This is a genomic window from Streptomyces tricolor, assembly GCF_002155905.1.
Taxonomy (GTDB): Bacteria; Actinomycetota; Actinomycetes; order Streptomycetales; family Streptomycetaceae; genus Streptomyces; species Streptomyces tricolor.
In genome coordinates this window covers 1-13,255 of record NZ_MUMF01000119.1, presented here as the reverse complement: position 1 = coordinate 13,255, position 13,255 = coordinate 1, and the positions used below count along the sequence as shown (strand labels likewise).

Annotated in this window: 9 protein-coding genes; 3 read left to right on the top strand and 6 right to left on the bottom strand. The window is 74.2% G+C overall.

Annotated elements, in window-relative coordinates:
- Window positions 1-280 (top strand): L,D-transpeptidase family protein (locus CCN44_RS44350; RefSeq protein ID WP_462509649.1); only part of this gene is annotated, 280 nt, incomplete at its 5' end.
- A gap of 12 nt (window positions 281-292) precedes the next feature.
- On the opposite strand, the gene CCN44_RS10225 is transcribed toward CCN44_RS44350, so the two are convergent.
- The 3 genes from CCN44_RS10225 to CCN44_RS10215 are packed head-to-tail and all read right to left on the bottom strand — an operon-like array spanning window position 293 to window position 6,418.
- Entirely contained in the window at window positions 293-925 is a 633-nt protein-coding gene (locus CCN44_RS10225) for a hypothetical protein (RefSeq protein WP_059255053.1), read from the bottom strand.
- Window positions 922-1,245 carry a hypothetical protein gene (locus tag CCN44_RS10220; RefSeq protein ID WP_059250151.1) on the bottom strand — a complete coding sequence of 108 codons (324 nt, stop codon included), beginning with the start codon at window positions 1,243-1,245 and terminating at the stop codon, window positions 922-924. The genes CCN44_RS10225 and CCN44_RS10220 overlap by 4 nt, the downstream gene beginning before the upstream one ends.
- Before the next feature lies 1 nt (window position 1,246).
- Window positions 1,247-6,418: a wHTH domain-containing protein gene (locus CCN44_RS10215; RefSeq protein ID WP_086697443.1), complete on the bottom strand. Its 5,172-nt coding sequence runs from the start codon at window positions 6,416-6,418 to the stop codon at window positions 1,247-1,249.
- 186 nt (window positions 6,419-6,604) lie between these two features.
- Between CCN44_RS10215 and CCN44_RS10205 the strand changes: the two genes are divergently transcribed.
- Window positions 6,605-8,062 carry an FG-GAP and VCBS repeat-containing protein gene (locus tag CCN44_RS10205; protein WP_107502057.1) on the top strand — a complete coding sequence of 486 codons (1,458 nt, stop codon included), beginning with the start codon at window positions 6,605-6,607 and terminating at the stop codon, window positions 8,060-8,062.
- Window positions 8,063-8,073: 11 nt separating this feature from the next.
- On the opposite strand, the gene CCN44_RS10200 is transcribed toward CCN44_RS10205, so the two are convergent.
- From CCN44_RS10200 to CCN44_RS10190, 3 genes are all read right to left on the bottom strand, one after another.
- Window positions 8,074-9,021, bottom strand: a complete 948-nt coding sequence (locus CCN44_RS10200; protein ID WP_059250148.1) for an MIP/aquaporin family protein — start codon at window positions 9,019-9,021, stop codon at window positions 8,074-8,076.
- Between the two features lie 124 nt (window positions 9,022-9,145).
- On the bottom strand, window positions 9,146-9,811 hold the full coding sequence (locus tag CCN44_RS10195; RefSeq protein ID WP_189397133.1) for an SDR family NAD(P)-dependent oxidoreductase: 666 nt from the start codon (window positions 9,809-9,811) through the stop codon (window positions 9,146-9,148).
- A gap of 313 nt (window positions 9,812-10,124) precedes the next feature.
- A complete protein-coding gene (locus CCN44_RS10190) occupies window positions 10,125-12,416 on the bottom strand; it encodes an ATP-binding protein (RefSeq protein ID WP_086697441.1) in 2,292 nt (763 codons plus the stop codon).
- Between the two features lie 256 nt (window positions 12,417-12,672).
- Here CCN44_RS10190 and CCN44_RS10185 point away from each other — a divergent pair.
- On the top strand, window positions 12,673-13,255 hold a 583-nt coding region (locus tag CCN44_RS10185), incomplete at its 3' end, for a DUF4142 domain-containing protein (protein ID WP_086697445.1).

Genomic DNA, 13,255 nt, shown 5'->3' with positions numbered 1-13,255 from the left:
GCGCGTGCCGGAAGCGGTCGCCCGGGTCACCGACCGCTTCCGGCACGCGCGGTTCAGCGCCTCGCCGACGGGCGAGATCGAGCAGCACGACTGGGTGCTGGCCTTCCTCGGCCCCCGGCAGCAGCCGCACTACCTCTACGGCACCGACGGCACGGTCGACGTCCCCGGGCGCCGGGCGTCCACGCTGAGCATGATCGGCCTGCGCACCGCCGACGCCCGCTGGCTGTACGAGCACACGGTCGTCGGCGCCAAGGTCACCCTCACCGGCCAGGGGATGTGAGGCGCGGACCGGTCAGCATCTGGCCGTGGGCGCCACGCTCACCGCGTCGCGCTGCCAGGTGAGGTGCCGGATCGTCGCCTGTCCCTTGCCGGACGCCGGTCTGACCTTGACCGTGACGCCGCTGCCGTCGGCCGCCAGGAGTTCGCCGCACAGCGTCTCCGCCCTGGTGTGCACCCGGACCGTCTGCGCCGGCTCGTCCGGCCCCGGCGCCACCCAGGTCAGCAGGATGCCGGCCGCGGCGGCCAGCACACCGGCCACGGTCGCCCAGCGGGTGACGCCGATCCGCGACGCGATCCGCTCCCGCTCCCGTTCCTCCCAGTCCAGCAGCTTCGCGGCATGGGGGTACTTCAGCACGTCACCGGGCCGGCCGTGGGCCGCCGACACGGCGACGAAGGCGGCGACGAGCAGCAGCACCAGCCCGGCCGCCACCAGCACGACGACCGCCGTCCGGTAGCCGCCGGGGAGTTCGGCGACGTTCTCCCGGCCCTTGAGGACCAGCACCGCGGCCAGCAGTCCGGAGGCGACGGTGAGGAAGTTCCGCCAGCCCTCCGCCTGCGCCCGCCCGATCTCCAGCTGGGCCTCGGCCATCGCGTCCAGCCGCTGCTGGGCGCGCTCCAGCTCCTCGGGCAGGTACCGCCCCGTCACGAGCCGGCCCCCGTCGGCCGGATCGCCACCCACTTGGCACCGCAGCCGCCGGTCTCCTGGGTGTCCCCGGGGTGGGGCAGCCGGCACCGGCACCGCATGTACACCTCGCGCGGCACCTCGTCGTCCTCCTCGAACGCCCCGGCGCCCCCGCCCTTCGTCACCGCGCCGGGCGTGAGCCGCGTCGGCACCGGATGCCGGGTCTCCCCGGCGCAGGCCGGGCACAGGCCGGTGATGACGAGCCGGCCGCCGGAGAAGTCCCAGACGAACCCGGTCTGGTCCGGCAGGTACCGGGATTCGTAGTCCTTGGCGTCGTGCGGCACCTCAGGTCCTCTCGTACGGCGGCAGGCGGAAGCCGAACAGGGGCGCGTAGTCGGCGAGCCGGGTACGGACGTCGTCCACGGCCAGTTCCGTCTCCTCGGCGGCCAGCCGGAGCTGGTCCGCCGTGACGTCCCCGGACAGCACGGGTTCCCGTCCGGTGAGCCGGGCGGTGAGCAGGACGACGTCCCGCCAGTCGGGGACGCGGTCGCAGCCGGGCTCGGGGAACGGGACGTCAAGACCGATCCTGGTGAAGGGTTCCAGCCGCCGGTACGTCTCCCGCAGCCCGCCGCCGAGCCGTCCGGCGGCCACGACCAGGGCGAACGGGGTCAGCGTCCAGGAGTCCCGCAAGCAGGGCTGCATCAGCGCGCACTCGGCGGCCACGTCGCGCTCCAGGGGCTCCTCCGGCCGCACGAAGTCCGGGGGCACCGGCACGGTCGGGGCGCCCAGGGAGCGGTAGGCGTTCAGCTCGGCGGCGGCGGTGGCGAGGTCGACGTCGGTGTCGTTCGCGTAGGTGATCAGAGCGCGCAGCGAGATGCGGGACCGCCATCTGCCCAGACTGGTGCACAGGGCCGCGCGCAGGGAGTGGTTGGGCGTCAGCCGGGCGGCGTCGCCGGGGACCTCGGGTACGTCGAAGCCGTAGGGCGCCGTCTTGCCCCGCAGCCTCTCGGCGGCGCTGTCGAGGCTCTCTCCGATCTCCACGGCCATGCTCAGCAGAGCAGCGGCCTTCCCCTGGGCATCCGGATCGGCGAACGCCGCGACGCTGTAGCCGGAGCGTCGGCCGCGCACCTTCAGGCCGCGGCTCCACAGGCCCCGGGCCCGGACGGCGGGGGGCTCGTTCAGCAGGGTCCGCGCCGCGTCGACCACCCGCCGCTCGACCAGGCCCGCGTCCGCCAGTGCCGCCACCGCGGCGATGTGCCGCTCCGCCGAGGAATGGTCGCCCAGTTCCTCGATCGTCGCCAGTACGGACCAGGCGGAGATCAGCTGGGGCGCGCGGTCGTTCCCGTCATCGGCCCGGCTCTCGGCGCGCTCCTCCGGCGGCAGCAGTGCGCACCAGGCGGGTGGCGGGAACGAGGCGAGCGGGCCCGGGTCCGTGACCTCGACGCCCAGCGCGCCCGCCCACTCCGCCAGCCAGGCCGCCGTGGCCCCCACGGTCTCCTCGCGCCGGGCGGCCAGCCGGACCAGGTGCCGCAGTCCGATCGGGTCCGGGGTGAGGAACGGGGGCTGCGCGTCCAGGTCCCGGCTGAGCGCGGTGAGCTGCGGCTCATCCAGGAGGCCGGGGAGGGCGGGCCCGGCGAGCCGGTAGCCGAGCGGTTCGAAGCGCCGTACGACCGTCTCGATCTCGGCCGGCGGGATCCCCGTCTGCTTGGCCCGGTAGGCGATGTCCACCGGCCGTACGAGCCCGGCGAACGGCAAGGAGTCCCGGCCTTCGTAGGGTCTGGCGGACGGCCCGTCGTTCAGCAGGACACGGCGTTCGCGCGCGTCCACGCGACGGGTCGCGAGCCACTGGACGTCCGGCATCGTCGGAATCGACGGATCGAGGCCCGACAGCTGTTCGAGCAGCTCCGCCAGGACCCCCAGGCTCACCCTCTCCCGGGCCGACATCCGCACCATCGTCTGCCGTACGGCGTGCCGCCCGGAGTCGTCGTCGTCCGGGTCGACCAGGGCCCTCGCGTCCTGGATCTCCGTGTACAGCAAGGCCGCAAGAGAGGTCGGCACGACGTCCGTCAGGGCACGGATGTCCGCCACCTCCGGGACCGACACCCCGGTGAGGGCGTACCGGCGCAGCTGACGGGTCACCTCCCGCAGCGAGCGTCCGGTGTCCGCGGCGGCGCGCAGCGGTTCCCGGAAGGATCCGTCCGGCATACGGCGGAACAGCACCGTGTCCAGGGGCTCCGGTCCGGGAAAGCCCGCGTGCGGGACGACGGCCTCCTGGTGCCGCTTGACCCCCAGGACGCCGATGCGCCACGGCTCGAAGAAGCGCGTGTGGCTGACCGACCGCCGCAGATCCTCCTTCAGGACCCTCTCGTCGACGGGCAGACACCCCGCCTCGCGCAGCGTGACGACCGGTTGCTCATGGGCCCAGTCCTCGCCCCGCAGCTCGTCCGGCACCGCCACCGTCACGTCGTGCTCGATCAGCCGGCCGAGAACCTCCTGCGCGAGGCGCGGCCAGGAATCGGCGAGGCTCCACAGCCACTCCAGCGGGAACGGCCGCCACGCCGACCGCACCAGGGCCGGGACGGCCGCCTTGAGGTCCTCCTCGACGCGCTGCTCGTCGTACCGGAGGAAGCGGTTGCGGTCGACGCTCAGCTCCGGCCGGTGCCTGCCCCGCAGGTTCACCACGTACCCGTCCGGGCGCTCGGCGTCGGAGACCAGCAGCCCGTCCGCGAGCAGCATGCCCGGACCCTGCACCCACCAGACGCCCTCGGCGGCCTCGATGCGCGCGCTCGGCAGCGAGGAGTCGCCGTACAGCTCGCCCGGCCGCCATTCCGCGTCGACGCCGTTCTCCCGGGCGACCACCTCCACGGGGCTGCACCACAGGAACTCTCGCAACGCCTGGATCAGGGACGGGGGCTGCTCGTCCTTCTCCTCGGTGTCGTCGTGCAGATACAGCCGCACCCGGGTGCCGCCGCCCGCGAGTTCCCGCTGCTCGCGGCTGAGGTGCATCAGCCCGGAGCCGGCGGTGACGCTGGCCCGGTGGCCGTCGAGGGGGAGGTGGCCGGAGACGTCGACGGCCCGGGTGGTCACCTCGATCTCCTCGGCCAGCATGAAGTAGCTGAAGACGCCGATGCCGAACCGGCTGTTGAGTTCCGTGGTGATGCCGCGGCGGCGCCACCGGCGCATCTCCCGCATGCGGGCCGAGGACTGCTCGGAGCGGCGGCCGGCCTGGGCGAACAGGTCCCGCAGCTCCTCCGCCGTCATCCCGACGCCGTTGTCCTCGCACTGGATGTACGTCCGGCCCGTGGCCGGGTCGACGCCCTGGGTGAAGACGATCCGGGAGCCGGCGAGCTGCTCCCGCTCGGTCGCGCCGGGGGTCTGCCGTCCGGGCTCCGCGTACCGGCGCCGGGCCTGGCGGACCCGGCAGGCGTCGAGGGCGTTCTGGTACAGCTCGCGCACCGCCAGCATCCGGTCCCCGTACAGCTGGGTGCCCATGATGAGCGGCTTCACCTCGTCCTCGGCCAGCCGGAACCGGGGCGGGGGCTTGTCGAAGCCGTGGTTCCTGGGGATGAGGCCCTCGGTCTTGACCAGCTGCGGCAGGCCGAAGAGGAGGTCGCCGGAGCGCAGGGTGCCGTGGCCGCGCCGGGTCGCCTCCGACACCGCGGCGATCCGGGCGGCGAGCCGGTCCAGCGCCGTGAACAGGGCGGCGCTGGAGCACTTGAACACCAGCCGCCAGTGGGTGCCCGGGGCGTGCCCGGGTGCGCCCGCCGCCGGGAGCCGGTCGGGGGTGACGGGGCGGAAGCCGTCGTTCGCGGCGATCTCGCCGATGATGCCCTGCGGCCGGACCTGGGTGGGCTCGCGCGGGCCGAGGTGGTCGATGAGCACACCGTCGAGCAGGCGCGGATCGATGGCGAGCAGCCCGGCCAGGTGCAGCAGCGTGGCCAGCTCGCGCGGGCGCCAGCTCCACCGCTCCGCCTCCCCGCACAGGTAGGCGCACAGGCCGAGTTCGGTGTCCCAGACGGTGCCGTCGGGTGCCACGGAGTCGGCGGGGGTGCCGGTGCCGAGCTGGGAGACGACCTTGACGACGGCGTGCCGCAGCTCGCCCCGCTCGTCGGGGCCCAGGGTGAGGCCGGCGGCGCTCTCCGCCGCCCGCACCAGCAGGTCGGTCGCGGCGCGCAGGCTGTCCAGCTCCGGGTCCGTGCGCTCCTCCCACAGCAGGTCCCAGTCGGCGAGGAAGCGGTGCCGCAGCCAGTACTCGGCGCCGCGGGCGTCGCTCTTGTGCCCGCGGCGCAGCAGCGTGCGGCGCGTCGCCTCGATCTGCCGGTGGGCGCGCCGTACGTCGCCCATGTCGCGGTGGAGGTGGGCGGCGAAGCTGTCGACGGGCAGGTCCCGGGGGGTGTCGGCGGGGTCGTCGGCGTAGAGGGTGCGCAGCGCGGCCAGGCCGCAGGAGAGTGCGGCCTCGCGCAGGAACGGCGCGCCCAGGAGCACCACGGTCTCGACGAGGCTGAGCCGGGCGCCGGAGGCGTCCACGAGCTGGTCGAGCCGCTCGATCAGCCGCTGCGGGACCTGCGGGTCGTCCCACGGGTCGGTCTCGGGGTCCCGTCGCCTGCGGATGGCGACGGTCTTCTTCACGACCTCCGCGAGGTGCTGCTTGGCCCGGTCCCGCCGGCCGGTCGTGCCGTCGGTGCGTTCCCACAGGTGGGACCGGAGGACGGCGTCCGTCCAGGGGCCGGCGGACGGGGTCGCCTCGCACAGCGGTACGTCGGCGTGGGTGCCGCCGGTGGTGTCGCCGCCCAGCCAGCGGTGCACGGCCCGGGGCGGCCTGCTGTACCGGTAGTTCGCCGCGATCTCCTCCGCGCGCTCCTCCACACGCCGGATGACCTCGCGGAACGTACGGGGCGAGGACGTCGGCTTCAGGGTCTCGCTCAGCGCCATGGCCAGGACGCTGCCGGCGTCGGCGTGCCCGAGGGCCTCCTCGCCGGGGGCGCAGGCGCTCAGCACGACGACGTTGTCCCAGGCGCGGCTGACCTTCATCGCCTCGAACGTGGCGGGCGGGGTGTCGCCGCTGCTGCGGCAGGCGTCGAAGCAGAGCATCACCGTGGCGCTGGAGCGCAGCGGTGCGAGGAGCTCGTCGGGGACGATCTCGATGAGGCCGTGCGGGCTCAGGGTGCGTTCGCCGGCGCCCCACCTCGCGCGGACGTCACTGGGCAGCAGGTAGTCGGTGGTGCCGAAGCGGACGCCGTGGCCGGAGAAGTAGACGAGGCCCACGTCGCCGTCCTCGCAGGAGTTCAGGAACCGGCCCAGCTCGTCGTGGATGGCGCCCTCGCGGGTCGACTCCTCGTCGTCGAGGACGGTCACGTCCTCGGGCCGGTAGCCGCTCTGCAGCAGGGCGGTGCGCAGCATCGCCACGTCGTGCGTGGTGAAGGGCAGGCTCGGGAAGTCCTCGCGCAGTTTCGGGACGTCCAGCTGCGGATACGCGGACACCGCGATCAACAGGGCCCGTCGGCGCCCGGCGCTCATCGTGCTCGTACCCCCCTGGGCACGGGGCGAGGTGACACCCCGTCATGGCGTGGAGCGCGATTATCGCAGAACAGTGCGCCGGCCGGGTCGCGAAAGCCCGTCCGGCTCCCCTACAACCCTGGCGCACCTCCGGTGGTCTCCTTCTCGCCAGCACCACCCCTCGGACTGTCCACGGGAGACCCGGACGTGAAGCACCCCCTGCGCGGCGGTACCGCGCTCGCCGCCCTGTTCCTCGCGGGTCTGACCCCGCCGGTCCTGTCCGGCACCGCCGCCGCGGCGCCCTCCGGGCTGCCCGGCGACTTCAACGGCGACGGCTACCGGGACGTGGCCGTCGCGGCCCCCGCCGCCACCGTGGGCGGGAAGTCGTGGGCCGGCCAGGTGGCCGTGGTGTACGGCACCGCGTCCGGGCCGGACCCCGCCAAGCGCCAGCTGATCAGCCAGAACACCGCGGGCGTCCCCGGCGGCGCGGAGAAGGGCGACGCGTTCGGCAGCGCGCTCGCCGCCGCCGACCTCAACCGTGACGGCTACAGCGACCTGGTCGTCGGCGCCCCGGACGAGGCGGCGGGCAGCGCGGCGGACGCCGGTACGGTCGTCATCGTGTGGGGGTCGAGGTCGGGGCTGTCCGGCGGTACGACGGTGAAGAACCCGCAGCCGCTGTACGGCGGTTACTTCGGTACGAGCATCGCGGCGGCGGACTTCACCGGTGACGGCAAGCCCGACCTGGCGATCTCCGCGCAGAGCGACTCGGGCAGCTCCAGCTGGCGCGTCCGGCTGATCCGCGGCCCGTTCGCCACGTCCGGTACGACGGGCCGGGTCTCCGCGTACACCCCGGGCCCCGACCGTCCGCGGCTCACCGCGGGCCGGGTCAGCGGCGACACCAAGGCCGACCTGGTGGTCACCGGCGTGCAGCCGAACGGCGAGCACCTGGCCACCGCCGTCTACTACAAGGGCACCGCCGACGGCATCAGCAAGGCGGCGAGCCTGCGCACCGCCGAGACGGCCGCGATCGGCGACCTGGACAAGGACGGCTACGGCGACATCGTCCTCGGCAACCCGCGGGAGCGGGACGCCGATCCGTCGGGCTCCACCGGCGGGAAGATCCACGTCGTGCACGGCACCTCGGCCGGCCCGAGCGCCACCCGCCGCGTCACCCTCTCCGAGAACTCGGCCGGGGTCCCGGACTCCGCCGAGAGCCAGGACGCGTTCGGCAAGGCGCTGGCGGTCGGCGACTTCGACAAGGACGGGTACGGCGACCTCGCGGTGGGCGCGCCCGGCGAGACCTTCGGCGACGACTCCCGCTTCCTGCCGTCCGCCGGCGCCATCACGCTGCTGCGCGGCTCGGCCTCCGGCCTGTCCACCGCGCGCCCGGTGTTCCTGACCCAGGACAGCCCCGGCGTGCCGGGCGCGGTGGAGGGCGCCGACAACTTCGGCAGCGCCCTGCTCGCCTCCGACGTGGGCCGTGACGGCCGGGCCGACCTGACGGCCGTCGCCGACGGCGAGAACGACCCCGAGGGCGCCCTGTGGCATCTGCCCGGCGCCGCCGGGACGCTCTACTCGACCACGGCGTCCACCACGTTCGGCCCCACGAAGGTGGGCCTGCCGGCCCGCACGTACACGGCGTTCGGGACCGGCCTGGCGGGCTAGGGAGGTGGGGTCTACTCCTCGTCGCTGGTGCGTACCGGCGTCGAGCGGCCGGGCGGCGGCAGCTCGGACTGCTGGGCCCGGACGAGCAGGACGTCACCGATGAAGAGGTCGTAGATCAGGATCCCGATCGCACCGCCGATCAGCGGCCCGACGATCGGGATCCACCAGTAGCCGCTGTAGGCGCCGGCGACGCTGCCCGGGAAGGCCAGGCCGTCCCAGCCCGCCGCGTAGGTGAACAGGCGCGGGCCGAAGTCGCGGGCCGGGTTGATGGCATAGCCCGCGTTGGCGCCGTAGGACATGCCGATGGCGGCGACCACGAGGCCCACGACCAGCGGCCCGAGGTTGGCCTTCACGGCCTGGTTGCGCAGGTCGATGACGGCGGCGATCAGCATCAGCAGGAACGCCGTGCCGACGATCTGGTCGATCAGCGGACCCCAGACGCCGCCGTGGAAGTACGGGGCCGGGAAGGTCGCGAAGATGGAGAAGGTGGCGTTGGTGTGCCCGTTCACCTTCGGCCCCGGCGCGGCCTGGTCGTAGGCGCTGATCGCGTTGTGGTAGACGAGGTAGACCAGGGCGGCGCCGGTGAGGGCGCCCACGACCTGCGCGAACCAGTACGGCAGGACCTTGGCCCAGGAGAACCCGCGCCGGATGGCCATCGCCAGGGTCACCGCCGGGTTGAGGTGGGCGCCGCTGATGCCGCCGGCGACGTAGACGCCGAGCATGACGGCCATGGCCCAGCCCCAGGTGATGAGCAGCCAGTCGCCGGCCGCGAGGAAGATCGTGGTGGGGCTTTCGGCCCGGCCGGAACCGGGCAGTGCGGCGACCGCCATCGCGACCACGCCGCAGCCGAAGGAGATGAGGACGAAGGTTCCGAGGAACTCCGCCAGGCACTCGCCCAGCAGTCCGCCCCGGCTTCTGAGCCGGGACGGCTTGACGAGCGCAGGGATTTCCACAGCCATGGAGGCCCCCTTTGAAGAGAGCAATGCGGCCAATGTCCCCATATTGGCCCATAACCCCACGCTCCGCAGGGCGACCGTCCCCGCACCCGCTCAGACCTGCACACCAGCCCCCGGTGCCCCCCGGTCAGCTCTCCAGGTCGTCGGCGTAGTGGCGGAACCCGTGCCGGTCCCGGTGCAGGGCCCACAGGGTCCGCGCGAGCGCGTCGGGGTCCTTGCGGGCGTGGCCCGGCGTGATGGCCCCGGGGATCACCAGCTGGGCGACGTGGATGCCCTCCCCGGCCAGCCGGTCGTGCAGCAGACGGCCGTACGCGCTCTCCGCGGCGAAGGCGATCGAGGTGCCGGCCCGCTCGGGATGGGGGACGGCGGCGCTCCCCCCGTTGACGAACAGGATCGTGCCGCGCCCGAGCCGCCGCATCCCGGGCAGCACCTGCTGCACGGCGGCCACCGGCCCGTACACGGAGAACTCGATCGGCCCCACCAGGTCCCGGTGCCCGGTGTCCAGCACGGGCCGCATGAAGTCCCGGTGCGGCACCGGGCTGTACTGAAGCACCTCGACGGTGCCGAGGGCGTCGGCCAGCTCGCGCAGCGCCGCGGCCAGCTCCGCCGGCCGCCGCACATCGGCGGTGCAGCCGCGCGCGGTGATCCCCCCGGCCGTGAGCCCGTCCACGATCGCGTCCAGCCGGCCCCGGTCCCGGGCGACCAGCCCCACGCCGAACCCCTCCCGGCCGAACCGCCGCGCGACGGCGGCCCCGAGCCCCGGCCCGGCTCCCACGATGGCGACACTGCGCATGCCCGTCATCCGTACCGCGCGCCCCGCCCGCTCACACCGGCCGCGCCGCCGGGGTCCAGGGGCTGCCCCGCCGACCTGGGGCAGCCCCTTTCCGGGGGTACCGCCGAGGGGGAGCGGCGGCGGGCGCCGTGCCATGACAGCGGCCGGGTCGACCCGCGCTGCCGGCGCCCGGGCGCCCGGTCCCCCGGGGCGGCCCCACCAGAGTGCCCCGGCACCGAGGGCGCGGCGGGCGGAAACCGGCCGGATACGGATGCCGGGCGCGGAAGATCCGTATACCGAGGGCGGCTCCGCGCCGGTGCGTACGTACCCGGGCTCACGGCTCCGCCGGTGCCGGGATCTCCGTCCGGGACGTGACACCCAGCTTGGCCAGGATGTGCTCGACGTGGGCGTCCACCGTGCGCTTGGAGATGACCAGGCGGGCGGCGATCTCCCGGTTGGACAGGCCCTGCGCCACCAGCGCGGCCACCTCGCGCTCGCGCCGGGTGAGGGCGCCCGAGGCGCGGCGCTCGGGGGAACCGGCCGGGGCGGGCACCCCCGAGCCGTCCGGCGGCGGCAGCGGCTCGTCGGTGTCCGCCCGCACCGCCTCCAGCACCTCCTGCCCGGACAGGCGGGCGCCGAGCCCGTGCCAGTGCGCGAAGGTCTCGGGCCCCAGCGCCGTACGGACCGTCTCCACCACCGTCTGCTGCTCCTCCAGCAGCCGGGGCAGCAGGGCCACCGGGTCCCCGGCGAGGCGGCGGGCGTGGGCGGCGTACCCGAGCAGCCAGGCCGCGCGGACGTACCGCTGCTCGCGGGCCGCGTGCCAGGCCAGGCCCAGACAGGCCAGGGCGGCGACCAGCACCTCCCCGACCTCCGCGCCGTCCTCCAGGCCCTGGCGCAGCGCCTCGACGCTGGGCCCGTGCCGGCCGCTCAGCCACAGGATGGTGCCCTGCACGGCCAGCGTGGAGCCGTACAGCTGGCGTTCGCCGGTGCCCGCGAGCAGTTCCAGGCCGGTGGCGCACATCTCCAGCGCGCCCTCGGTGTCGCCGAGCGCGGCCCGCAGGATGGCACCCTCGTAGTGGACGACCCCGATGCCCAGCGCGTCACCGGACGCGACGATCCGCTGCCGGGCCGACTCCAGCGCGGCCAGCCCCTCCTCGACGGCCCCGCCGAGCGCGGTCAGGGCGCCCAGGTACGCCTCGGTGAACAGCTCCACGCGCCTCTCGCCGATCCGCCGGGCCGCCTCCTGGGCCTCGGGGAACCGGGCCAGGGCGGTGTCGAGGTCACCGGCCCAGATCGCCATGACGCCGGTCATGAGCAGCGCCCAGGCCCGCTCGGGGCAGTCGCCCGGAACCCGCTCCAGACCGCGTTCGATCCAGTGCCGCCCCTCGGACAGGGTGCCCGCCGCCCGCCAGTAGGGGCCCAGCCGGGTGGCCAGCCACAGGGCGCGCGGGGCGAGGTCGTCGACGGCACAGCCGTGGGCGAGGGCGGCCCGGATGTCGGCGGTCTCCTCCCGCACGGCCCGGTGCAGCGCGACCTGGGCGGGGCTGACCAGCTGGGACCAGAAGCGTTCGGCGAGGTCGTCGTAGACGGCGAAGTGGCGGCGGCGCACCTCGTCCGCGCCGCCGACCTCGGCCAGCCACTCGGCGCCGTACTCGCGGATGGTGTCGAGCAGCCGGTACCGCTCGCCGTGCTCGCCGATGCGCTGCACGACGGACTTGTCCACCAGCCCGATCAGCGCCTCCACCACCCGCTCCGGGGGCAGTTCGCCGCCCCCGCACACCCGCTCGGCGGTGGACACGTCGAAGGAGCCGGCGAACACCGACAGCCGGGCCCACAGCAGCCGCTCGGCGGGGGTGCACAGCTCGTGGGACCAGCCGATGGCGGTCCGCAGGGTCTGGTGCCGGGCGGTGGCGGTGCGCCGGCCGCCGGTGAGCACCTCGAAGCGGCGGTCGAGCCGGGCGACCAGCTCGGCCGGGGGCAGCGCGCGCAGCCGTACGGCGGCGAGTTCCAGGGCGAGCGGGATGCCGTCCAGGCGCTCCGCCAGGGCACGCAGCCGCTCCCGGTCCGCGGCGGCACCGGGACCGGCCACGGCCGCGCGCTGCACGAGCAGCTCCAGGGCGTCCTCGGACGGCAGCGGGGCGATCGGCAGGCAGTGCTCGCCGGGTACGTCCAGCGGCTGCCTGCTGGTGGCCAGCACGCTCAGCCCGGGGGCCTCGCGCAGCAGGGTGTCGGCGAGCATCGCGCAGGCGTCGAGCAGATGCTCGCAGCTGTCCAGGACGAGCAGCAGCCGCCGCTCGCGCAGATGCTCCACCACGGCGTCCAGGGACGTCATGCCGGACTGCTCGGGCAGCTCCAGGACGCCCGCGAGAGTGGCGGTCACCAGTTCCGGGTCGTGCAGGGCGGACAGTTCGACCAGGCGTACGCCGTCCGGGTGACGCCCGGCGAGTGCGGAGGCCGCCCGCAGCGCGGTACGGCTCTTGCCGACGCCGCCGGGGCCGACCAACGTGACCAGCCGGTTCTCGGTGAGCGCCGCGCCGATGAGGTTCAGTTCGCTCGCGCGTCCGACGAAGCTGGTGAGTTCCGCGGGCAGTTGCCCGCCCCGCCGCTGACCGAACCCGAATCCCATGGCACCCCCGTGAAACCAGTGAAGAGCCGACTCCGCTTCATCACAGCGTAAGCAGCCGGCTTCCGAGGGTGAACCGGGGACGCATCAGCCGTACGGGTCAGCCGCCCCGGTGTCGTGGACGGCCGCCGATTCTCTGCCCGGCACCGCTGAGACGAATCGCCGCCGCATCCGTACCGCTGGGTGTCCGAACCGTGGGCGGGATCCCCAAGCAGGAGGAACGGTGCGCTTTTCGCGGAACGCGACGGGAACTCTCTTCGTGGGCGGTGCGATGGCTCTGACCCTCGCGGCCCTCGCCTACCCGGGCATGCTCGGCCTGGACAAGGTCTCCAGCTCACCGGACCGCATCATCGCCGACACCCAGTGGGGACCGCTCACCGAGCAGGACCGGGACTTCGTGGTGAAGGTGCGGGCGGCCGGGCTGTGGGAGTACCCGGTGGGGCAGATCGGGCTGCAGAAGGGCAGCTCGAAGGCGGTGATCACGGCGAGCCAGCACCTGATCGACGGGCACGCCGCGCTCGACACCACCTGCCGCAAGATCGCCCCGATGCTCAACATCACGCTGCCCAACGTGGCCAGCCCGCAACAGGTCGGCTTCGTGAACCAGTTGAAGAGCGAAAGCGGAAAGCAGTTCGACACCGACTTCGCCAACATCCTGCGGATGACCCACGGCTCGATCTTCAACACGGTCGCGAAGATCCGCTCCACCACCAAGAACTCGCTGGTGCGCGCCCTCGCCGACCAGGCCAACGACACCGTCCTGGACCACATCACGGTGATGGAGAAGACGGGCCTGGTCGACTTCGACCAGACCCTCTTCCAGCAGACCACCCCGCCGAAGC